The sequence below is a fragment of the Streptomyces sp. NPDC016851 genome (assembly GCF_055562795.1).
Genome location: NZ_JBVHEP010000022.1, coordinates 80,224 through 100,542, shown reverse-complemented (window position 1 = coordinate 100,542; position 20,319 = coordinate 80,224). Strand labels below are relative to the sequence as shown.

Annotated in this window: 19 protein-coding genes, 1 pseudogene and 1 riboswitch; of the genes and pseudogenes, 8 read left to right on the top strand and 12 right to left on the bottom strand. The window is 73.0% G+C overall.

The genetic code is table 11. From position 1 onward, the window contains the following. Positions 1–43: 43 nt before the first annotated feature. The 6 genes from ACZ3I3_RS30340 to ACZ3I3_RS30315 form a co-directional block, all read right to left on the bottom strand. Positions 44–670, bottom strand: coding sequence for a YigZ family protein (locus ACZ3I3_RS30340; RefSeq protein ID WP_467370287.1), 627 nt, complete (start codon positions 668–670; stop codon positions 44–46). A 48-nt stretch (positions 671–718) separates the two neighbouring features. Continuing rightward, positions 719–1,261 carry a SixA phosphatase family protein gene (locus ACZ3I3_RS30335; protein WP_467370286.1) on the bottom strand — a complete coding sequence of 181 codons (543 nt, stop codon included), beginning with the start codon at positions 1,259–1,261 and terminating at the stop codon, positions 719–721. Further along, positions 1,258–2,163, bottom strand: a complete 906-nt coding sequence (locus ACZ3I3_RS30330; protein ID WP_467370285.1) for a hypothetical protein — start codon at positions 2,161–2,163, stop codon at positions 1,258–1,260. Before ACZ3I3_RS30330 ends, ACZ3I3_RS30335 begins: the two co-directional genes overlap by 4 nt. A 495-nt stretch (positions 2,164–2,658) precedes the next feature. Further along, positions 2,659–3,459 (bottom strand): ABC transporter ATP-binding protein, encoded by an 801-nt coding sequence (locus ACZ3I3_RS30325; protein ID WP_467370283.1) that lies wholly within the window; start codon positions 3,457–3,459, stop codon positions 2,659–2,661. After that, positions 3,456–4,469: a FecCD family ABC transporter permease gene (locus ACZ3I3_RS30320; protein ID WP_467370281.1), complete on the bottom strand. Its 1,014-nt coding sequence runs from the start codon at positions 4,467–4,469 to the stop codon at positions 3,456–3,458. The genes ACZ3I3_RS30325 and ACZ3I3_RS30320 overlap by 4 nt, the downstream gene beginning before the upstream one ends. Further along, positions 4,466–5,482 (bottom strand): ABC transporter substrate-binding protein, encoded by a 1,017-nt coding sequence (locus tag ACZ3I3_RS30315; RefSeq protein WP_467370279.1) that lies wholly within the window; start codon positions 5,480–5,482, stop codon positions 4,466–4,468. The genes ACZ3I3_RS30320 and ACZ3I3_RS30315 overlap by 4 nt, the downstream gene beginning before the upstream one ends. Before the next feature lie 70 nt (positions 5,483–5,552). Continuing rightward, a riboswitch (cobalamin riboswitch) is annotated at positions 5,553–5,742 on the bottom strand. Positions 5,743–5,823: 81 nt separating this feature from the next. Here ACZ3I3_RS30315 and ACZ3I3_RS30310 point away from each other — a divergent pair. Then, on the top strand, positions 5,824–6,252 hold the full coding sequence (locus ACZ3I3_RS30310; protein ID WP_467370278.1) for a CoA-binding protein: 429 nt from the start codon (positions 5,824–5,826) through the stop codon (positions 6,250–6,252). 134 nt (positions 6,253–6,386) lie between these two features. Continuing rightward, on the top strand, positions 6,387–8,027 hold the full coding sequence (locus tag ACZ3I3_RS30305) for an APC family permease (RefSeq protein WP_467370276.1): 1,641 nt from the start codon (positions 6,387–6,389) through the stop codon (positions 8,025–8,027). Positions 8,028–8,039: 12 nt separating this feature from the next. Here ACZ3I3_RS30305 and ACZ3I3_RS30300 read toward each other — a convergent pair whose 3' ends face one another. Together ACZ3I3_RS30300 and ACZ3I3_RS30295 are read right to left on the bottom strand one after the other, a co-directional pair. Continuing rightward, positions 8,040–12,380: a hypothetical protein gene (locus ACZ3I3_RS30300; protein ID WP_467370274.1), complete on the bottom strand. Its 4,341-nt coding sequence runs from the start codon at positions 12,378–12,380 to the stop codon at positions 8,040–8,042. After that, positions 12,377–12,907: a hypothetical protein gene (locus ACZ3I3_RS30295; protein WP_467370273.1), complete on the bottom strand. Its 531-nt coding sequence runs from the start codon at positions 12,905–12,907 to the stop codon at positions 12,377–12,379. Before ACZ3I3_RS30295 ends, ACZ3I3_RS30300 begins: the two co-directional genes overlap by 4 nt. A 91-nt stretch (positions 12,908–12,998) precedes the next feature. Here ACZ3I3_RS30295 and ACZ3I3_RS30290 point away from each other — a divergent pair, with 91 nt between their 5' ends. Further along, positions 12,999–14,222 carry a 4-hydroxybenzoate 3-monooxygenase gene (locus ACZ3I3_RS30290; protein ID WP_467370272.1) on the top strand — a complete coding sequence of 408 codons (1,224 nt, stop codon included), beginning with the start codon at positions 12,999–13,001 and terminating at the stop codon, positions 14,220–14,222. Position 14,223: 1 nt separating this feature from the next. Here ACZ3I3_RS30290 and ACZ3I3_RS30285 read toward each other — a convergent pair whose 3' ends face one another. Continuing rightward, positions 14,224–14,583, bottom strand: a complete 360-nt coding sequence (locus tag ACZ3I3_RS30285; protein ID WP_467370270.1) for an ArsR/SmtB family transcription factor — start codon at positions 14,581–14,583, stop codon at positions 14,224–14,226. 62 nt (positions 14,584–14,645) lie between these two features. On the opposite strand from ACZ3I3_RS30285, the gene ACZ3I3_RS30280 reads away from it, so the two are divergent. Next, positions 14,646–15,752 (top strand): cation diffusion facilitator family transporter, encoded by a 1,107-nt coding sequence (locus tag ACZ3I3_RS30280; RefSeq protein ID WP_467370269.1) that lies wholly within the window; start codon positions 14,646–14,648, stop codon positions 15,750–15,752. Positions 15,753–15,761: 9 nt separating this feature from the next. Here ACZ3I3_RS30280 and ACZ3I3_RS30275 read toward each other — a convergent pair whose 3' ends face one another. Both ACZ3I3_RS30275 and ACZ3I3_RS30270 read right to left on the bottom strand, forming a co-directional pair. Beyond that, positions 15,762–16,319 carry a YbaK/EbsC family protein gene (locus tag ACZ3I3_RS30275; protein ID WP_467370267.1) on the bottom strand — a complete coding sequence of 186 codons (558 nt, stop codon included), beginning with the start codon at positions 16,317–16,319 and terminating at the stop codon, positions 15,762–15,764. Positions 16,320–16,361: 42 nt separating this feature from the next. Next, positions 16,362–16,934, bottom strand: coding sequence for a helix-turn-helix domain-containing protein (locus ACZ3I3_RS30270; protein WP_086602319.1), 573 nt, complete (start codon positions 16,932–16,934; stop codon positions 16,362–16,364). Between the two features lie 97 nt (positions 16,935–17,031). Between ACZ3I3_RS30270 and ACZ3I3_RS30265 the strand changes: the two genes are divergently transcribed. Next, on the top strand, positions 17,032–17,889 hold the full coding sequence (locus ACZ3I3_RS30265; RefSeq protein WP_467370265.1) for an EamA family transporter: 858 nt from the start codon (positions 17,032–17,034) through the stop codon (positions 17,887–17,889). A 15-nt stretch (positions 17,890–17,904) separates the two neighbouring features. On the opposite strand, the gene ACZ3I3_RS30260 is transcribed toward ACZ3I3_RS30265, so the two are convergent. Then, positions 17,905–18,702 carry an acyltransferase gene (locus ACZ3I3_RS30260; RefSeq protein WP_467370263.1) on the bottom strand — a complete coding sequence of 266 codons (798 nt, stop codon included), beginning with the start codon at positions 18,700–18,702 and terminating at the stop codon, positions 17,905–17,907. Positions 18,703–18,815: 113 nt separating this feature from the next. Here ACZ3I3_RS30260 and ACZ3I3_RS30255 point away from each other — a divergent pair, with 113 nt between their 5' ends. From ACZ3I3_RS30255 to ACZ3I3_RS30245, 3 genes and pseudogenes are all read left to right on the top strand, one after another. Then, complete coding sequence (locus ACZ3I3_RS30255) at positions 18,816–19,343, top strand: gamma carbonic anhydrase family protein (RefSeq protein WP_467370261.1); 528 nt, start codon at positions 18,816–18,818, stop codon at positions 19,341–19,343. 131 nt (positions 19,344–19,474) lie between these two features. Continuing rightward, entirely contained in the window at positions 19,475–19,780 is a 306-nt protein-coding gene (locus tag ACZ3I3_RS30250; RefSeq protein ID WP_467370259.1) for a trypco2 family protein, read from the top strand. Then, positions 19,777–20,310 (top strand): annotated as a pseudogene (locus ACZ3I3_RS30245) (trypsin-like peptidase domain-containing protein); the annotation flags it as partial. The gene ACZ3I3_RS30250 and the pseudogene ACZ3I3_RS30245, both read left to right, overlap by 4 nt. Between the last annotated feature and the right edge of the window lie 9 nt (positions 20,311–20,319).

Sequence of the window (20,319 nt, the reverse complement as noted above, 5' to 3'; positions counted from 1 at the left end):
GCCGGGCCGGCTTCCGGGTGCCGTCTTCGAAGCCGACCGTGCCTCAGGCGTCGCCGTACGCTTCCCCGCCCGGTTCGAAGCCGGCCGTTCCGGCGGTCGCGTCGGCGAGCCACGCCCGGAAGGCCTCCACATCGGCGTCCGGAAGGGCGATCTCGATCGTGACCGCCTCCCCGTAGCGGACGTCCCGCACCTCGCGCCCCGTGGTCCGCAGGTCGTTCTCCACCTTGCCGGCCCGCTGGTGGTCGACGGTGACCGTGGCCAGCCGGAACCGGCGGCGGGTGCGCGTGCCGAGGGTGTCCAGGGCCTCGCCGACCGCCCCGCCGTACGCCCGGATGAGTCCGCCCGCGCCGAGCTTGACCCCGCCGAAGTAGCGCGTGACGACGGCGACGACGTACCGCATGTCGCGGCGCAGCAGCATCTGCAGCATGGGGACGCCGGCGGTGCCGCCGGGTTCGCCGTCGTCGCTCGCCTTCTGGACGGAGGCGTCGGCGCCGATGACGTAGGCCCAGCAGTTGTGGGAAGCGTCGGCGTGCTCCTTGCGGACCGTGGCGATGAAGTCCTGCGCCTCCCGCTCGGTGGCCGCCGGGGCGAGGGCGCACAGGAAGCGGGAGCGGTTGACCTCGGTCTCGTGCACGCCGGCGCGGGCGACCGTGCGGTATTCGTCCTGCATCCGGCCACCCTATGCGCGGTCCCGGGGACGGGCCGGACCGGCCCGGGGCTACTTCTTCTCGCCCCGCGGCACGGTCATGGACGTGAGCAGCGCGGTGCCCGGGGTGAGGGCCCGCCAGGACGTGCCGTACCAGGACAGGACGGCGACGGCCGACGTCGGGAACTTGGTGCGCACCCGCTCCAGCGTGTCGTCGAGGCCGTCACCGGCGAGCGCCAGGACGAGTTCTTCCAGGCCCGGGTTGTGCCCGATCAGCAGCAGTGTCTCCACCTCGGCGGACACCTCGTGCACGACGGCCAGCAGACCGGCGGGACTCGCGGCGTACAGGCGCCGGTCGAACCGGACCGGCGGGGGCGTGCCCCACTCGGCGGCGGCCAGTTCCCAGGTCCGGCGGGCGCGTACGGCGGTGGAGCACAGCGCGAGGTCGGGCAGGCGGTCGGCCTCGGCCAGGGCCCGCCCGGCCGCGGGGGCGTCACGGCGGCCGCGCGGGGCCAGCGGGCGCTCGTGGTCGGCGACGTCCAGGGGCCAGGCGGACTTGGCGTGCCGCAGCACGACCAGGCGGCGCAGCGGGCCGGCTCCGGCGCGCTCCATCATGACGGGGCTCCCAGGTCGCGGGTGAGTTCGAGGGCGAGGAGCCGGTCGGCATAGGCGTACGTCTCGAACCGGGCGCCGTCCGGCAGGTCCGGCTCGTTCTCCACGCCCCGCAGCACGTCCAGCACCCGTGGCACGTCCAGATCGTCGTCCCAGGCGTCGCGCAGCCGCCCGCGCACGTCGTCGGGCACGGGCCGGGAGGGCCGCCGGGCCCAACGGGCGACCGCGCCGCGCCACCGGGCGAGGGTGGCCTCGGCCTCGCGCAGGACGTCGGCCTCCAGCCGGACGGGGGCGTTGTGGTGCCGGGTGAACAGGGCGAGGCGCAGGACGGCGGGTTCGACACCGCCCAGCGGTCCCGGTCCCACCGACTGGCCGCTCGCCGGGTCCGGCTCCGCCGGCTCACCGGCCGACGGGCCCGACGTCACCGACTCGCGCGCCGCCGACTCGCTCAGCGGCAGGTCCGACGCCACCGACTCGCGCGTCGCCGACTCGCTCAGCGGCAGGTCCGAGCCCACCGACGCGCCGACCGACGTGGCCGGTCCGGTCGTCTCGACAGGCGCGACAGCGATCCGCACCCCGTCGGGGGTCGCCCCGCCCTCGGCGGTGACATGGACGACCTGGGCCTCGCCGAGTCCGGCGCTGACGTCGGGGCTGTCCTCGAAGGGGCGGATGCCGAGGGCCGTGGCGTCCGCGCGCAGCTCGGCCCGGCGGTGCCCGCCGGTCAGCAGGGCCCACACCGGTGTGCCGCCGAGCTCCAGCGCCCGCACGAGCAGGTCCGCCACGAGCAGCACCCGCAGATCGGTCAGCTCGGAGCCGGGCGCGTGCACCTCGACACGGGTCAGGCCCCGGCGGGCCGGGGCGGCGTCGACCGGCTCGCCGGTCCGGGCGTCGATGATGCGCAGCACGAGGCGAGCGTAGGCCGGGTGGGCGGGCACACGCAGGCATGTGCGGCTTTTTCCGGCCACCGTGGCGAGAACACCCCACCAATGGCGTGCCGTACGGACCAGGTCACCGGGGCGGGAATCACCCCGCGAACGGGGCGCCGGTCCGTCGGACCACACTGCCCGAAACCGGCCACCAACCACCGACCCGCGGGACCAGGCCACCACCGAGGCGCCCATCGAACCCGGCCACCGCGCCGGAAGCCACCCACCAACAGCCCACCCGCCAGGCCAGGCCACCACGGCGGAAGCCACCCTCACCGACGACCCACCCGCCGAACCCGACCACCGCGCCCAGACGTGCCGGCCAATGACACGCCGGCCGGTCCGGCCACCGTGACGCGACGCCCAGCCCACACGCACCGGCCTCGCACAGCCCGGCCGTCCGCCGTCCAGCCGCTCGAACCACCATGGCGTGAATCGCCCACCCCGCCCGCCTCCCGCCGGCCCGCCGGCCCCTCAGCCCATCGTCCCCAGGAACCGCACGTGCGGCCGCTGCTCGGGGCCGTCACGGGTGACGGCGGCCCGTACGCCGTACACCTCGGCGATGAGTTCCTCGGTCAGGACATCGCCGGGAGGGCCACCCGCCACGACCCGCCCCGCGCTCAGGACGACGACCTCGTCGCAGTACATCGCCGCGAGGTTGAGGTCGTGCAGGGCGACGACGGTGGTGACCGGCAGGCCGGTGACCAGGGCGAGCAGATCGAGCTGGTGATGGATGTCGAGGTGGTTCGTGGGCTCGTCCAGGAGGAGTTCGCGGGGTTCCTGGGCGAGCGCGCGGGCGATCTGCGCCCGCTGGCGTTCGCCGCCCGAGAGGGTGTGCCAGGGCTGGTCGGCGCGGTCGGCGAGGCCGGCGCGCTTCAGGGCCTCGCGCACGGCCCGTTCGTCGTCCGCCGAGCCGGGCGTCCAGGCGCGGCGGTGCGGCACACGGCCCAGCCGTACGACGTCCACCACCGTCAACTCGACCTGCGTGTCGGCCTGCTGCTCGACCACCGCGAGGCGGCGGGCGACGGTGCGGCGGGGCAGGTCGCCCAGCGGCGTGCCGTCGAGGGTGACGACTCCGGCGGTCGGCGTGAGCAACCCCGCCAGCAGCCGCAGCAGCGTGGACTTGCCGGAGCCGTTCGGGCCGAGGACGCCGACGGTGGAACCGGTCTCGGGCACGAGGACGACACCGTCGAGGATGAGACGCCCGTCGGCACGGCGACCGACCCGGTCGGCCCGCAGTCCGGCACCGCTCTTCGCCGCCCCCACCCCGCTCACCGCACCCTCCGCGTCCGGTACAGCACCACCACGAACGCCGGCACCCCGATCAGCGACGTCACGACTCCCACCGGCACCTCCTGGGGGTCCAGCACCGTACGGGCGAGGGTGTCCACCCACACCAGGAACACCGCTCCGGCGAGGGCCGTGACCGGCAGCAGCCGGGCGTGCCCGGGACCGGCCACGGCCCGCGCGGCGTGCGGCAGGACCAGTCCGACGAAGCCGATCGCCCCGGCCGAGCTGACCAGCGCGGCCGTGAGCAGGGCCGTGACGCACAGCAGCACCAGGCGGGTGCGGGCCACGGACACCCCGAGCGCCGCCGCCGCGTCCTGCCCGAAGGCGAAGGCGTCGAGGGTACGGGCGTACGACAGGCACACCACCAGCGCCACGGCCAGGACGCCCAGGCACAGCCACACGTCGGTCCAGCCCGCGCCGCCGAGCGAGCCGAGGAGCCAGAACAGCACGCCCCGGGTCGTCTCGGCGTCGGCGGCGGTCATCACGACGAAGGAGGTGAGCGCGGAGAAGAGCTGCATGGCGGCGACGCCCGCGAGGACGACCCGGTCGGTGGTGCCGCCGAGGGTGTGGCTGAGCAGCAGCACCAGCGCGAAGGACACCAGGGCGCCGAGGAACGCGCCCGCGGACACCGAGACGGCGCCGCCGCCCACGCCCAGGACGACGACCACGACCGCGCCGGTGGAGGCGCCGGAGGACACCCCGAGCACGAACGGGTCGGCGAGCGGGTTGCGCAGCAGCGACTGCATCACCGCCCCGCAGACGGCCAGTCCGGCCCCGCACACGGCCGCGAGCAGGGTGCGCGGCAGCCGCAGCTGCCAGACGATCCCGTCGCGGATCGGCGTCAGGTCCGAGCTGCCGAGTCCGAGATGGGCCGCGACGGCGGACCAGACGTCCGCGATCCGGATGTCGGCCGGGCCGACGGTGATCGCCAGGGCCAGGGAGACGGCCAGCAGCAGGACCCCAGCGGCACCGAACCCGAGCCCGCGGACGGTCACTTCACGAGCCCGAACTCGCGCAGTCCGGCGGCGACCTGTTCCACGCCCTCGACGGTGCGGATGGTCGGGTTCATGGCCTGCCCGCTGAGCAGCACGTACCGCTTGTGCCTGACCGCGTCCATGTTCCTGGTGACCGGGTTGGACTCCAGGAAGGCGATCTTCTTCGCGGCCGACTCGGCGGTCTGCGACTTGCGGGTGAGATCGCCGATGACGAGGACGTCGGGGTCGCGTTCGGCGACCGTCTCCCAGTTGATCTGCGGCCACTCCTCGTGCGTGTCGCCGAAGACGTTCTTCGCGCCGAGGGCCCGGGTGATGATGCCGGGCGCTCCGCAACAGCCCGCCATGTAGGGCGACTCGGAGTTGGCGAACCAGTACAGGAGGGTGACGTCGGAGGCCTGGATGCCCCGCGTGGCCTTCGCCGTGCGCCGCTGCAGGGAGGCCACGAGCTTGTCGCCCCGGTCCGGCACCCCGAACACGGTGGCCAGGTCGCGCACTTCGTCGTAGATGGTGTCGATGCCCAGCGCCTTGGCGCGTGCGCCGTCCCCGTCGCCGGAGTTGTCCTTGCCGGCGCAGTCCGACGGGGAGACGTACGTGGGGACGCCGAGCTTCTCGAACTGCTCGCGGGTGGCGACGCCGCCCTGGCCGAGGGTGGAGACGAAGGACGCCGTGACGAAGTCGGGGCCGGTGTCCAGGACCCGTTCGAAGGACGGGTTGTTGTCGGCGATGCGCGGCACCTTGGCGTTGGCTTTCGCCAGCCCCTTCATCACGGGGTCGGTCCAGGTGGCCGTGCCCGCGAGACGGTCGGCGAGGCCCAGGGAGAGCAGGATCTCGGTGGTGCCCTGGTTGAGGGAGACGGCGTGTTTCGGCGGGGCCTTCACGCGCACCTCGTGGCCGCAGTTGTCGAGCGTGACGGCGGCTTTCGCCGTGGTGGCCGGCGGGTCTCCGCAGCCGGCCAGGAGCAGGGAGCCGGCCGCGAGCAGGACGGCGGCACGGGCGGGTCGGGCGAGGGGCACGGGAAACCAGTCCTCAGTCGTCGAGGGCTCGATCGCGGAGCCCGGTCGTACGGTGCTCCCCCGCCGCGTACGGCCGCGGGGGCCGCCAGCAGGTCTTCGGACTCGGGTTCGTCCGGTGCGGAGCGCCTTCCCGGACGTCACACGCGACGTCCAGTGGCCGAGGCCCCGCCCGTCCCCCTCACCGCTGCGCGTCAGTTCCGGATTCGCACCGGATTCCCTGACCCACGTACATGGGTTCGACTGGCCTCGGCAAGCTATCACGGGGGGCGCGGGGGAATCACCGGGCACCGTACGTCGTTGTGCGGACAACAGTTCTTCCGCGACTCTTCAGGAGGCCACCGGTGTACGGCGACGAGGCAACGGTCCGCAGGATCCTCACCGAGCTCGGCGACACCTGGGCCGTGGTGGGCCTGTCGTCGAACCAGCGGCGCGCGGCCTACGGCGTGGCCGAGGTGCTCCAGCGCTACGGCAAGCGCGTCGTGCCCGTGCATCCGAAGGCGGAGACGGTGCACGGCGAGCAGGGGTACGCCAGTCTCGCCGACATCCCCTTCGACGTGGACGTCGTGGACGTGTTCGTGAACAGCGATCTCGCCGGATCGGTGGCGGACGAGGCGGTCGCCAAGGGCGCCAAGGGCGTCTGGTTCCAGCTCGGCGTCATCGACGAGGCGGCCTACGACCGGACCCGTGCCGCGGGCCTGGAGATGGTGATGGACCGCTGCCCGGCGATCGAGATCCCACGACTTCCTCATCACCGCGTACAGAATTCCTGAAGCGCTTTCCAGGAAATGCCCGCGCCCGGTCAAGGCTGCACAACGCGCCTTCTGCCGCCGGTTGACCGATTCCTAATCTGAGGCCTCTTGCTCGCAGAACTCACCGAGTTCTTTTACGAGAGGCCCCTTGATTCATGGTGAGCGTCGACCAGGCAGCAGCGGGGGTAAAAGGGGGTCCGGGCGGACTGCGCCGGGACGTCGGACTGATCGGGCTCATGTGGGCGTCGGTCGGTTCCATCATCGGCTCCGGGTGGCTGTACGGAGCCGAGAAGGCGGTCGTGGCGGCCGGCCCCGCGGCGATCCTGTCGTGGCTGATCGGCGCGGTCGCGATCGTGCTGCTGGCCCTGGTGCACGCGGAACTCGGCGGCATGTTCCCGGTCGCGGGCGGCACGGCGCGGTATCCGCACTACGCGTTCGGCGGACTGGCCGGCATGTCGTTCGGCTGGTTCTCCTGGCTCCAGGCGGCGACCGTGGCACCGATCGAGGTCGAGGCCATGATCGGCTACGCCGGGCACTGGCACTGGGCGCAGGGCTTCCAGCACGCCGAGGACGGGACGCTGACGACGAGCGGGTTCGTCGTCGCCGTGCTCCTCATGGCCGTGTTCGTCGTGATCAACTTCCTCGGTGTGCGGCTCCTGGCGCACACCAACAGCGCGGCCACCTGGTGGAAGGTGGCCGTGCCGCTGGCCGCGATCTTCATCATCGCGGCGGGCAACTTCCACCCGGGCAACTTCACCGAGCACGGCTTCGCCCCGTTCGGCGCCCACGGCGTGCTGAGCGCCGTCAGTTCCAGCGGCATCATCTTCGCCCTGCTGGGCTTCGAGCAGGCGATCCAGCTGGCGGGCGAGAGCCGCGACCCGGCCCGTGACCTGCCCCGCGCGACGCTCGGCTCGGTCGCCATCGGAGCCGGGATCTACGTCCTGCTCCAGGTCGTCTTCATCGCCGCCCTGCCGCTCGCCTCCTTCGCGCACGGCTGGACCAAGCTCGACTACCCCGGTATCAGCGGCCCTTGGGCGGGGCTGGCCACCCTGCTGGGGCTGGGCTGGCTGAGCGTGGTGCTGTACCTGGACGCGGTCGTCTCCCCCGGCGGCACCGGCCTGATCTACACCACCGCCACCTCCCGCGTCTCCTACGGTCTGGCCCGCAACGGCTACGCTCCGAAGATCTTCACGCGCACCGACGCGCGCGGCGTGCCGTGGTTCGGGCTGATCGTGTCCTTCGTGACCGGCGTGGTCTGCTTCCTGCCGTTCCCCAGCTGGCAGCAGCTGGTCGGCTTCATCACCTCGGCGAGCGTGCTGATGTACGCGGGCGCCCCGCTGGCGTACGGCGTCTTCGCCGACCGGCTGCCGCACCGCGCCCGGCCCTACCGGCTGCCCGGCGGGAACGTCGTCTCCCCGCTGTCCTTCGTGGTGGCCAACCTCATCATCTACTGGTCGACCTGGGACACCCTGTGGCGGCTGGGTGTGGCCATCGTCCTCGGCTACGTCCTGCTCGGCGGATACGCCTGGTACGCCACCCGCAAGGGCCTGCCCGACGCACCCCGGCTCGACTGGAGGGCCGCCCAGTGGCTGCCCGTCTACCTGCTGGGCATGGGCGTCATCTCCTGGCAGGGCGGCTTCGGCGGACAGGGACACATCGGACTGTGGTGGGACATCGCGGTCATCACGGTGTTCTCGCTGGCGATCTACTACTGGGCCAGGGCGTCGGCGTCCCGGCCGGAGGAGATCGAGCGGAGCATCGGGGAGGTGGCCGTCACTGGGGTGGCCGTCCACTGACCGCCTGCCCGGTCAGTCGCCGAGGGCCGTACGGACACCGTCGATCGACGACACGTCCGTGCGGCCCCGCGCCGACACGCAGGCCACGGCACGCCGCAGGGCCCGGTGGAGCAGCAGCGGAGCGTCCGGGCCCAGGGCATCGAGGAGCGGGGCGACGGCGTTCTCCAGCATCGCCGTCACCATGGCCCAGGCGTCGGCAGTCCGGTCGTACAGCAGGCGCAGTGCGGCCGCAGGAGACCTGGCCAGGAGGATGGCGAACAGCTCGCGCAGCGCCTCGTCACGCTCCACGCGTTCCCAGGGATCGTCGGAGAGGGCGAGCGTCCGCTCCAGCAGGTCCTCCGCGTCGACCAGGCCGGCCGTGGCCGGGGACCGGGCCAGTTGCAGCAACGTCACCACGTGCTGGGCGGGTTCGGCCCGCTCCGCCGCGGCCACGACGTCGGCGCACAGCGCGGCCACGGCCGGATGGTCCGCACCGTGGGTCTCGGCCGTGCGGGCCGCCAGCGCCGCCACGGCCGGAAGCCTCGGCGAGTCCAGCAGCGGCCGCACCCGTGCGGCTCCGGCCTCCGGGCCGAGGAGAGCCGTGTCCAGGTAGGCCGCGTACAGCTCGTCCTCCAGGACCGGCGGGGACTCGACGGCCGGGGGCGCGCCCAACGCGGTCGCGAGGCGCTCGTTGACGATGGCCGGGGCGAGCATCACACCGGTGAGCAGCGGCCCGTGGACGTCCAGGGGCATCCGGAGCAGGGAGCGGTGCACGTGGGCGAACGGCGGGTAGGGCTGCCGGCCGTTCAGCACGTCGAACGCGTAGCGGCGGGAGGCGTCGGCGCCGAAGGCGAATTGGAACATGGACAGCAGGTACGGAGTGCCGTCGGTGCCCAGGAAGGCCATGGCCGGGTCGGCCTCCCACGGCAGGAGCCGCACCCCGGCCTCGAATCTGCTGCGGTGGTCGGGGCGCACATAGGCCAGGGGCCCGTCCTGCTGCTGCGGCAGGTTCCACTCGTACCGGGGTATCGCGGCGTACGCCTGTCCGAACTCGGCCCACAGCCGGTCGGCCGCCGCCCGGTCCGCTCCGGCGGCGGCGATCCCGAAGAGCCCGGCGAGCCCGACGACCCGCTCGCCGGGATCGGTCAGGGCGTGCACGAGCGTACGGGCGCGGTTCAGGTCCCGTACGGCGACGGCCTCGGCGAAGCAGCGGATCGTACGGGCCCAGGAGTACGGGTGGCCGACCGACCAGGTGCTGGGCGTCATGGCGCGCAGGACGTCCGACGGGTCGCTGTAGAAGCGCTGTTCGACGAGCCGCTGCCAGTCGTTGGTGTGGTTCATCACCATGGGGATTTCGGCCATGGGGTCGCTGACGGCGTTTCCCCGGGCCGCGGCGCCCCCTTCCCCCGCAAGGTGGTAGAAGCCCCACAGCGGCGGGTCGGCCACGGGCGGAACCTCTTCGGCGGCGTGCAGCGCCTCGTCCAGGATCGCGCGGGCCATTTCGAGGTCGCCTGCGTCGACGCGCCGGTGGGCGACGAGCACGAGGGCCGAGTAGCGGTCCTTGGAGAGCGGCTGCCACTCGGCGGTGGCGATCGCGCGGGCGTAGGCCACGGCCCGATCCGGGGCGCGGTCGGCCAGGGCCTCGGCGAGCGTCTGCAGGTTCCCGTCGTGGCTCATCCGGGTGATCATGTCCCGCAACGACGGCTCGGGGGGAAACCGGGCGCAGGCGGCGTCGATCACCGCCGTCGCGGCCTCGCCGTCGAAGGTGGCGAGTACCTGCGCGGCCTTCTTCGCGTACCAGACGCCGTTGCCGAAGGTCAGGACCCGGTCGATCAGCCGGTGCGCGGCGGGGGTGTCGCCGAGGGCCGCCCAGGTGCGCGCGGCGTGGAAGAAGGCGTCGGTGACCAGGCCCGTCACCTCCACGGTGTCCAGACGGCGCAGCAGCTCTCGCGACAGTGCCGGGTACGGTCCTGCGGCGTGTTCGGCCGCCTCGGCCACCGCCTTGGCGAGCGCGCCGTCCTCCCCGGGCCAGGCTTCGGCCAGTTCGCGCCTCGCCTGCTCGGCGAGGCGGTCGGCGTGTTCGGGTCGCGTGGCCCGCAGGGTGCCGGCGAGGCGTACGAGGGACGTCAGCCGTTCAGCGGGAGTGGCGTGGCGCAGGGCGCGTCCGGTCCACGCCAGCAGCTCGTCCCGGTCACCGCCGTGGGCCCGGTCCGCGAGGTCGAGGTAGGCGCCGCAACGCCCGGCGGTCATCTGCGCCACGAGTTCGATGGCGTCGCCGTGGGCGGCCTCGTCGGCCGCGGCCCGCAGCACGTCGTCGGGCGGAGCCGGTTTCCAGGCCTCGTGCTGGGCCCGCTCCCAGAGGTGAAGGGCCAGCCGCAGGTCGTGGGGAGCGAGCCTGCGTGCCGCCTCCTCCACGAAGGGCCGCACCTTGCCATGAGGGCCGAGCGGCACCACGGACGCGGTCTCGCCCAGCAGTTCGCGCACGGCCGCCCGGCGCACCGGATGCGCGGTGTGGCGGTGCACCTCGAGCAGGGCGGCCACCTGCTGCCCGGACGGCGCCAGCGCGCCGAGCCGCGTCATGGCCTCGTCGACCCGGCCGAGCCGGGCCAGCAGTCCGTACACGGCGGGCGCCGCCATGGAGGTCGCCCGCCGCAACTGGCGCCGTACGGTGGCCAGGAAGAGCACCGTCGGGGTGTCCGACGGTGCGAGAGCGCCGTCGAGCACGTGGTCGGCGGCCGTCTCGACGACCCTGGTGAAGTGCCGGTCCGAGCCGAACGCGGCCCGGCCGGCCAGGCGCAGCCCCGGACACATCAGGTCCGGCACTTCGGCGGCGATCGCGGGCCGGCACTGTACGAGGTGGTGGGCGAGGTGGGCCAGGCCGTACCGGTCCACCGCCGGCCAGTCGACGTCCGCCCAGGACGGGGCCGCGGCGCGGTAGTGGCGCACGATGCGCTCGTGCCACTCCTGTTCGGCGACGCCCCAGTCGGGGTGCTCGCGGGCGACCTGGGGGTCCGTCAGGAACTGGGCGACGGAGGAGTGGTAGAAGGCGTACCGGCCGTCCCGGACGGACAGCAGCCAGCGGATCCGGCCCAGCACCGAGAGAACGGCACGCGGCCAGACCCGGATCCCGGCCATCGCGCGCAGTTGTTCGGGAGTCAGTGGCTCGCGCGCGACGGTCAGGACGCCGAGGAGGGGCTGGGCTGCTCCCTCCCAGGCGGGAGTGACCAGGTCGGTGGGGGTCAGCGGGTCGCTGATGTCGAGCATGCCGAGGCGTTCGAGCTCCGTGCGCGCGGTCTCGACGAAGAACGCGTAAAGGCCGTGGAGGCCGTCCGGAACGGCGTCGGCGCTGGTCAAGCGGATGGTGAGCGGTGCGTCGTCCTGGTCGATCGCCTGGCGCAGGGCCCGCAGATACATCGCCACGTACAGGAAGTTGCCGCTCGCCCGCCGGACGAGTGCGCGGGCGAACTCCACCGGGTCACGTCCGTTCGCGCGCAGCGCCTCGGCGACCGTCTCCGGGGCCAGTTCCTGGTCGGCGTAGGTGAGCAGGTCGTCCCGCACCTGCGGCGACGACGGGTCGATGGTGATCTCGGCGAGACTCGCGCCCCGGGCGGAGCGGAGCCGGTCGAGCGCGGCATGCGGGCGTGAGGTGACGACGACCCGTACGTTCGCCGGGAGTTGCGGACCCGTGGCGAGCCAGTCCAGCAGGGTCGCGCCGGGTTCGTGGGCGCCTTCGTCGAGGGCGTCGACGAGGAGCACGATCCGCTCGTCCGGCGCGTCGGACAGCAGCACCTGCGCGGGACCGATCAGCGCAAGGTGGGCGAGGACCGCCGGTTCGAGCAGTCGCGGCTCCACGGTCGCGGTCCCGATCTCGACGCCGAGGGCGCTGCCCGACACCCGGAGGACGTCCTGCTGGACGCGCAGGGACGCGGTCCGGTGGAACGGGGAGGCACGCAGGTCGTCGATGCGGATGCCGACCGCCCTGGCTCCCGCCTCCACCGTCCCGATGCGCTGGTCGACGGTGACCTCCAGCCGCTGCGGCTCGAACAACTCCGGCCGCGCGTGAGCCAGTTGGTGACCGATGGTGAGCAGGAACGACTGGAGGTCGCTGCCGGCGAGCGCGGTCCGGCTGTCCTTGCGGATGAAGTAGTGCTGCCACTCGGGGTGAGCGCGGGCCAGGCCGGCGAGCAGGCTGGTCTTGCCCGCCCCCGGTTCGCCCGTGACGAGCACGAGGCGTGTGGTGGCGTCCGACAGGCACCGCTCGATGTCGCCGGCCAGCCAGGGGCGCGGTACGAACGCCGTGGCGCGGTCCGTGATCAGGTCCTGGAAGTGCAGCCCGGGACCGCTGCAGCCGACGCCCGTGGCCGGGGCCGTCACCGCTGGTCGCGGAGGTCGACGCCGATCGCCTCGCCGCCCGCCTCGACCCGCCCGGCCCGGAGGTCACCCTTGATCCACCCGGAGGGCCGGTCGGCCCGGACGGCCGCGACGTAGCCGGCGACGGCGTCGACGTCGATCCGTCCGTGGGTGCGCGGCACGTCCTGCGATCCCGTCTCTCCGTCGAACGTCACGGCGATGCCGTACACGGCCTCCAGTACGCGGCGCAGGGCGTCGACGCGCCGGACCAGCGCCTCGTCCGTCGGGTCGATCTCGTCGATTCCGGAGGCGACTTCGTGCAGATCGGCGCGCAGCGCGCGCAGTTCCCCGGAGAACCGCTCCACGGCGGCGGGGTCGGCCGCGGGCAGGACGGCCGGTTCGGCGACGACGGCGGGGGTGTCGGCGGCGGACTGCTCCGCGCGGCGTTCACGGCGGGCTCTGAGCAGTTCGCCCGCCTGGTCGTAGAGGAATCTGACGCCCTCCGTGAGGGCTGCGGCGGACAGTGCCGCCAGGGGGAGCAGGTCCGTCATGGCGGCAACCGATCCTCGCTGTCGTCAGGGCCCACCACACTACCGCCGCGGCATCCTCCTCGCCGAGCGGTCGGATCGGCATAATGTGCGAGTGACCTCGACGGCCCCCGGCACCGACTCGCCGCCCCCGCACCGCGTTCCGGTCGTCGTCGTGGGCGCCGGTCCCGCGGGACTGACCGTCGGCAACATCCTGCGGGCCGCGGCCGTGGACTGCCTCGTGCTGGAGGCCGAGACCCGGGAGTTCGTCGAACAGCGGCCCCGGGCCGGAGTCATCGAGGAATGGGCCGTGCGGGGCCTGGAGAAGCGGGGCCTCGCCCGGAACCTGCTGGACCGCGCGGAGCTGCACACTGCGTGCGAGTTCCGCTTCGACGGCGAGCGGTACCGGTTCCCCTACGCCGAGCTGACGGGCAGTCACCACTTCGTCTACCCGCAGCCGTTGCTGGTGACGGACCTGGTGCGCGAGTACGCCGACGTCCGCGGCGGGCAGATCCGCTTCGGGGTGCGGGACGTGCGGGTGCACGACATCGACTCCGACCGGCCGTCGGTGTCGTACACCTGCCCGGAGACGGGTGAACACCGCGTCGTGCACTGCGACTTCGTGGCCGGCTGCGACGGGGCGCGCGGAGTGACCCGGGCCGCCCTGCCGCCGGAGCGGGTCCGTGTCGCGCGGCACGACTACGGCATCGGCTGGCTGGCCCTGCTCGCCGAGGCGCCGCCGTCCGCGGACTGCGTGCTGTTCGGCTGTCACGCCAAGGGGTTCGCCGGGCAGATGCCCCGCAGCCCGGAGGTGACCCGGTACTACCTCCAGTGCCCGCCGGGCGACGACCCGGAGAACTGGCCGCACGAGCGCGTCTGGGCGGAGCTCCAGGAGCGGCTCGGGGCGTCCGGTGCGCCGCCGCTGACCGAGGGGCGGCTGGTCGAGAAGCGCGTGCTGGACATGCACGACTACGTGGTCGAGCCGATGGTGTCCGGCCGGCTCTTCCTCGCCGGTGACGCGGCGCACCTGGTCGCCCCCATCGCCGCCAAGGGCATGAACCTCGCCCTGCACGACGCCTTCCTGCTCGGCGACGCGATGGTGGCCCACCTGACCGGCGGGGACGACAGCGGCCTCGGCGGCTACGCGCAGGCGTGCCTGCGGCGGGTGTGGGACTACCAGGAGTTCTCGCAGTGGCTGTCCGAGGTGTACCACGGCACGGCGGCGGGCGACCCGTTCCGCGCGGGCACCACGCTGGCCCGGCTGCGCCGCCTGTTCACCTCGCCGGCGGCCGCCGCGGCCTTCGCCGAGCAGTACCTGGGGACGGCCGCACGGTACTGACTCAGTCGTGGAGGGGCCGGTCGTTGAGCCGGTGGTCGGCCACGTTCAGCGCCTCGTCCACGAGCCGGCGCAGATGGCCGTCGCGGAGCGAGTAGATCACCCGGCGGCCCTCCTTCCGCGTGTTCACCAGCCCCGCGAGACGCAGTCGCGCCAGGTGCTGGCTGACGGCGGGCCGGGCCGCCCCGCACCTCTCGGTGAGGGTCGTGACGTCGGCCTCTCCCTCGGCCAGCGCGTGCAGCAGGGTGAGCCGGGTGCGGTCGCCGAGCAGGGCGAGGAGTTCGGCGGCGAGCGCGAACTGTTCCTCGCCGGGGCTGCGCGGATGCGCATCGTGCGCAGATGATAGGTGCATGCGTGCGCTCATACGCACATAATGACTCCAAGGGCGTGTGGACGTCCACTCGCGCGCACCGGAAGGAGCCCCACGTGAGCGACCGGCACGAGCACACCCGACCGCATGGGCACTCGGGACCGCACGAGCACCCCCACCCGCATGAGCACTCGGGACCGCACGAGCACACCCGCCCGCATGGGCACGGACACCGGCGCGGCCTGCTCCACCGGATGACCCACCTCCTCACCCCGCACTCCCACGAGACGGCCGACAAGGTCGACTCCGCCCTGGAGTCGTCGGCCCGAGGGATGCGGGCGCTCTGGGTCTCGCTCGCGGTGCTCGGCGTGACGGCCCTGGCCCAGGCGGTGGTGGTGGCCGTCTCCGGCTCCGTGGCGCTGCTCGGGGACACGGTCCACAACACGGCGGACGCGCTGACCGCCGTACCGCTCGGGATCGCCTTCGTGCTCGGCCGGCGCGCGGCCACCCGGCGCTTCACCTACGGCTACGGGCGGGCCGAGGACCTGGCGGGCCTGGTGATCGTGCTGACGATCGCCGCGTCCGCGGCCTTCGCCGGCTGGACGGCGTTCGACCGCCTGCTCGACCCGCGCCCGGTCCAGCACGTCCCGGCGGTCGCCGTGGCCGCCCTCGTCGGTTTCGCGGGCAACGAGTGGGTGGCCCGGTACCGCATCCGCGTCGGCCGTGCGATCGGCTCGGCCGCGCTGGTCGCCGACGGACTGCACGCCCGTACCGACGGCTTCACCTCACTGGCTGTGCTGCTGGGTGCCGGCGGGTCGGCCCTGGGCTGGCAACTGGCCGACCCGATCGTCGGGCTGGCGATCACGGCGGCGATCGCGCTGGTGCTGCGGGACGCCGCGCGGGAGGTGTTCCGCCGGGTGATGGACGCGGTCGACCCGGCCCTGGTGGACCGGGCCGAGCGGGCACTGGCCGAGGTCGCCGGGGTGCGCGCGGTCGGCGAGCTGCGGCTGCGCTGGATCGGTCACCGGCTGCGCGCGGAGGTCGCGGTCGTGGTGGACGGCGACGTGACCGTGCGCCAGGCCCACCGCATCGCCGTCGACGCCGAGCACGCCCTGCTGCATGCCGTGCCCCGGCTCACCGCGGCCCTGGTCCACGCCGACCCGGAACCCGCCCCTGGCGAGGCCGACCCGCACCAGCCGCTGGCCCACCACGCGGCGGCGTAGGGCTGCCCCTCAGGCGACGCCGAGTCCCTCCAGCACCACCGCGCCCGGCAGTTCCGCGAAGGCCTTGCCCGGCACCAGCAGCTTGCCGCGCCTCCTGCCGCTGCCGACCAGCACGTACGGCAGGTCGACGACGGCCGCGTCCACCAGCACGGGCCAGCCGCCCGGCAGTCCGAGCGGGGTGATGCCTCCGTATTCCATGCCGGTCTCCCCGGTCGCCGTGTCCATCGTGGCGAAGGAGGCCTTGCGGGCGCCGAGCTGGCGGCGCACGACGCCGTTGACGTCGACCCGGGTGGTGGACAGCACCACGCACGCGGCGAGCGTGGTCTCACCACCGCGCTTGCCCGCGACGACCACGCAGTTCGCGGACCGCTCCAGCAGGTCGCGGCCGTAGTGCTCCACGAAGGTGGCCGTGTCGGCCCACTCCGGGTCGGTGTCGACGTAGAGGATCTGGTCGGCGGGGACGCTGCCGTGCCAGTGGCGTACGGCGTCGGCGACCGGGCCGGTGAGCTCGTCGAGGCAGGCGGGGGCCGGACGGGCGTCGTCGAAGTGTCCGATGGGTGCGCGCATGCTCGCACGCTAACAACACCGGACGCCGTCGGACGGGGCGTCTCAGGTCACGGGCGGCACCGAGACGGCCATCATCATCTCCATCGGCACGTCGCCGGTGTTGCCGTACGTGTGCGGCAGGTTGGCCTCGAAGGACACGCTCGCCCCGGCGGGGACGCGATGCTCCACGCCGTCGACGGTGAGCGTCAGCTCCCCGGCCGTGACGTGGAGCAGTTCCATCGTGCCGGCGGGGTGCGGGTCGGACGGGCTGCTCTCACCGGGCATCAGCCGCCAGTCCCACATCTCCAGCGGGCCGGGCGCCTCGGTGCCCGCGAGCAGCCGGTTGTAGCTGCCGGCCTCGGTGTGCCACAGCCGTACGGCCTGTTCGGCGGGGACGATGCGGACCTTGGGGCCCTGCTCGTAGTCGAGGAGGGTGGTGATGCTGACGCCGAGCGCGTCGCCGATCTTGACGACGGTGCCGAGGCTGGGGTTGGTGCGGGCCTGCTCGATCTGGATGAGCATGCCGCGGCTGACGCCCGCCCGGGCGGCGAGCACGTCCAGCGTGAAGCCGCGCACCGCGCGCCAGTGCTTGACGCTGCGCGCCAGGGACTGGGTCAGCAGGTCGAGGTCCGACACATTCCGTCCAATATTCTGTATGACATAGTGCAACTGACTGCACTACGGTGTGGTTGACCTGATCGTTCACCGAACTGTACTGCGAGGCATCCGTCCCATGACAGCGCTCTTCGCCCTGGCCACCAGCCTGCTGTGGGGACTGGCCGACTTCGGCGGCGGACTGCTGACCCGGCGCACGCCCGCGCTGACGGTGGTCGTGGTCTCGCAGTCGATCGCGGTGGTCGTGCTGGGCGCGGTCGTGGTGGCGACGGGCGGCTGGAGCGAGGCGGGGCCGCAGCTGTGGTTCGCCGTGGCCGCCGGTCTGGTCGGCCCTGTGGCGATGCTCGCCTTCTACAAGGCACTCGCGCTGGGCCCGATGGGTGTGGTCTCGCCGCTGGGCTCGATCGGGGTGGCCGTGCCGGTCGGCGTGGGCCTGGTGCTGGGCGAGCGCCCCGGCGTCCTCCAGTTCGTCGGCATCCTGGTCGCCGTCGCCGGTGTCTGCCTGGCCGGCGGCCCCCAGTTCCGCGGCGCGCCCGTGCAGCGGCAGGCCATCGCCCTGACCCTCCTCGCGGCCTTCGGCTTCGGCGCGGTGATGGCCCTCATCGCCGAGGCGTCGACCACGCTGACCGGGCTGTTCCTCGCGCTGTTCGTGCAGCGGGTGACGAATGTCGCCGCCGGCGGACTGGCGCTGTACGTGTCGGTGCGGCGCGGGGCGCCCGCCCTTGCGGCGGACGGCTTCCCGTGGCGCTCCCTGCCGGCGCTGGCCTTCGTCGGCCTCGCGGACGTCGCCGCGAACGGCACCTACTCGATCGCCGCGCAGCACGGCCCGGTCACCGTCGCCGCGGTGCTCGCCTCGCTCTACCCCGTGGTGACCGCCGTGGCCGCGCGCGGTGTGCTGCGCGAACAGCTGCGGGCGGTGCAGGCCGCGGGTGCGGGGCTGGCCCTGGTGGGGACGGTCCTGCTGGCGTCGGGCTGAGCCGGCCGGGGCGGATCAGGATCCCGGCTTCGGCTCGGCCAGTCCGGCCGCCGCCTCCTCGTCCAGTTCGGCGAGCCGGGCCGCCGTCTCCTCGTCCAGGCCCGACAGGGCGCGCAGCTGCTCGGGGGTGACGCCCTCCGGTATCGGCACCGGCGGCGGGGTGCGCAGCGGTGGCTGCCAGCCGTCGGCCGGTGTCCAGCGCCGTACGACACGCGCCGGCGCGCCCGCCACCACGGAGTGATCGGGCACCTGGCCCCGGACGACCGCGCCCGCGGCCACCACCACGTTCCGCCCGATCCGGGCACCCGGCAGGATCACCGCGCCCGTGCCGATCCAGCAGCCGGGCCCGATCTCCACCGGCTCCATCCGCGGCCACTGCTTGCCGATGGGCTCGTGCGGGTCGTCGTAGGAGTGGTTCGTGGACGTGACGTAGACGTACGGGCCGAAGTAGCAGTCGCTGCCGATGGTGACCGTCGTGTCCGCGATGACGTGGCTGCCGCGGCCCAGGACGACGCCGTCGCCGATGCGCAGGATCGGGTCCGGGCCGAGATCGAGGTCGGGCATCAGGCCCGCGGTGAGGGTGACCTGCTCGCCGATGATGCAGTGGGCGCCGATGTGGATCCAGGGTTCGCCGAAGACCGTGCCGAGCGGGAAGGCGAGTCTGGTACCTGTTCCCATCGCGCCGAATCGGTAGCGCCCGGGATGTTCGGCGGTCACGGAGCCCGTGCGCTGCACCCAGGCCCAGCCCGCGTGGACGGCGCGCTGCGCGAGGCCCCGCCGCCAGGATGAGAACGTGTTCTTGCGCTTCGGCACGAAGTCACGGTACTCAGCGGTAGCTCACCCCGCGGCGCTGGAGGCCTGTGATCTTCGCCCCACCGGGTGTCGTACGGTTTGCGCGTTGTCTACGACGTTTTCTGGAGGCGGGCATGGGGCAGCGGGCGATGATCACGGGCATCGGGGGCAGGGAGCCGGAGATCGACGCAACGGCGTTCGTGGCGCCGACGGCTTCGGTGATCGGGGGCGTGACGCTGGGTGCGGGGGCGAGTGTCTGGTACGGGGCCGTCCTGCGCGGTGACGTCGAGACGATCTCCGTCGGCGCGAGCAGCAACGTCCAGGACAACTGCACCCTCCATGCCGACCCGGGGTTCCCTGTGACGGTGGGTGAGCGGGTCAGCATCGGTCACAACGCCGTGGTGCACGGGGCGACCGTCGAGGACGACTGCCTGATCGGGATGGGGGCGACGGTGCTGAACGGGGCGGTGATCGGGGCCGGGTCGCTCGTCGCCGCGCAGGCGCTGGTGCCGCAGGGCATGGTCGTACCGCCCGGGTCGCTGGTGGCGGGAGTGCCGGCGAAGGTCCGGCGGGAGCTGTCGGAGGAGGAGCGGCAGGGGGTCACCCTCAACGGCACGATGTACGCCGAGTTGGCTAAGGCGCATCGTGAGGTGCATGCGTAGGTTGGCGAGGATGAGGTGACCGAATAGGAGAATATGTTCGAACCCCGGGAATGCGGTTGGCTTTTACTACTTTCGGGAAGATGGATCAGAAAGCCGGCCGAGGTGCGGCCGTCATGTCCGGGGGGCCATAAATGCGGGTGGGACTTGCGGAGTTGATCGGCCAGTTGAGGGACGAACTGACTACCGCGATGAATGCGGGTGCGAACTCCGATCTCCGTTTCGAACTGGGTCAGCTGGAGCTGGAGTTGACCGTCGTGGTGGACAAGGAGAACGCCCCCGGGGCGAAAGTCAGGTTCTGGGTCGTCGAATTGGGGGCGGACGCCCGGTCCGCGACCAGCGCAACGCAAAGGATCAAGCTTACTCTCGACCCACGGCGGGCCGGTCAGCCTGATCGATCGCCGCTGATCTCGGATAAAGAGGTCCCGGGCGAGCGATGACCCCCAGAGGGCTCGACAGGGCTCGCGTGGCGGAGTTGATCGTGACGTGCACCGACGGGCCGCACCGGGCTTCGGGGTACCGCGTCAGTAGGGATGCGGTGCTGACCGCAGCGCATGTGGTGGAGAACGCGGTCTCGGTCCGCGTGCGGTTCGAAGCCGATCTCCCGGGTGAGTGGAGCACCCCGGGGAAGACCTGGTGGAGCGTTCCCGGCTGGGACATCGCGGTGGTGATGATCGACTCTCGGCCCGGTGAGCCACCGATCGTCGCCGCCCGGTGTGCGGAGGTGGGCGCACAGCCGACCGTGTTCGAAGCGCAGGCGGTGGGATTTCCGCTGTGGAAGCTGCGCAACGATGACGGCACCACACCCGTCGCACCTCTGCCACCCGTCCGGGGCAGTGAGCAGACGTTGTACCGGGATTACCACCATGCGATAGGGCGCGTGGCAGCGATATCGAACTCCCGTGAGGGAACCCTCGAATTGGAATTGGCCTCCCCACCCACGGGCTCGTGGAAGGGGATGTCCGGTGCGGCGCTCTGG

What these genes read in the sequence shown, in the direction of transcription:
- ACZ3I3_RS30275 (WP_467370267.1), bottom strand. Translation starts at nt 16,319, where the DNA reads ATGCGCGCACCCATCGGACACTTCGACGACGCCCGTCCGGCCCCCGCC.
- ACZ3I3_RS30295 (WP_467370273.1), bottom strand. Translation starts at nt 12,907, where the DNA reads ATGACGGACCTGCTCCCCCTGGCGGCACTGTCCGCCGCAGCCCTCACG.
- ACZ3I3_RS30305 (WP_467370276.1), top strand. Translation starts at nt 6,387, where the DNA reads ATGGTGAGCGTCGACCAGGCAGCAGCGGGGGTAAAAGGGGGTCCGGGC.
- ACZ3I3_RS30285 (WP_467370270.1), bottom strand. Translation starts at nt 14,583, where the DNA reads ATGAGCGCACGCATGCACCTATCATCTGCGCACGATGCGCATCCGCGC.
- ACZ3I3_RS30340 (WP_467370287.1), bottom strand. Translation starts at nt 670, where the DNA reads ATGCAGGACGAATACCGCACGGTCGCCCGCGCCGGCGTGCACGAGACC.
- ACZ3I3_RS30250 (WP_467370259.1), top strand. Translation starts at nt 19,475, where the DNA reads ATGCGGGTGGGACTTGCGGAGTTGATCGGCCAGTTGAGGGACGAACTG.
- ACZ3I3_RS30265 (WP_467370265.1), top strand. Translation starts at nt 17,032, where the DNA reads ATGACAGCGCTCTTCGCCCTGGCCACCAGCCTGCTGTGGGGACTGGCC.
- ACZ3I3_RS30335 (WP_467370286.1), bottom strand. Translation starts at nt 1,261, where the DNA reads ATGATGGAGCGCGCCGGAGCCGGCCCGCTGCGCCGCCTGGTCGTGCTG.
- ACZ3I3_RS30255 (WP_467370261.1), top strand. Translation starts at nt 18,816, where the DNA reads ATGGGGCAGCGGGCGATGATCACGGGCATCGGGGGCAGGGAGCCGGAG.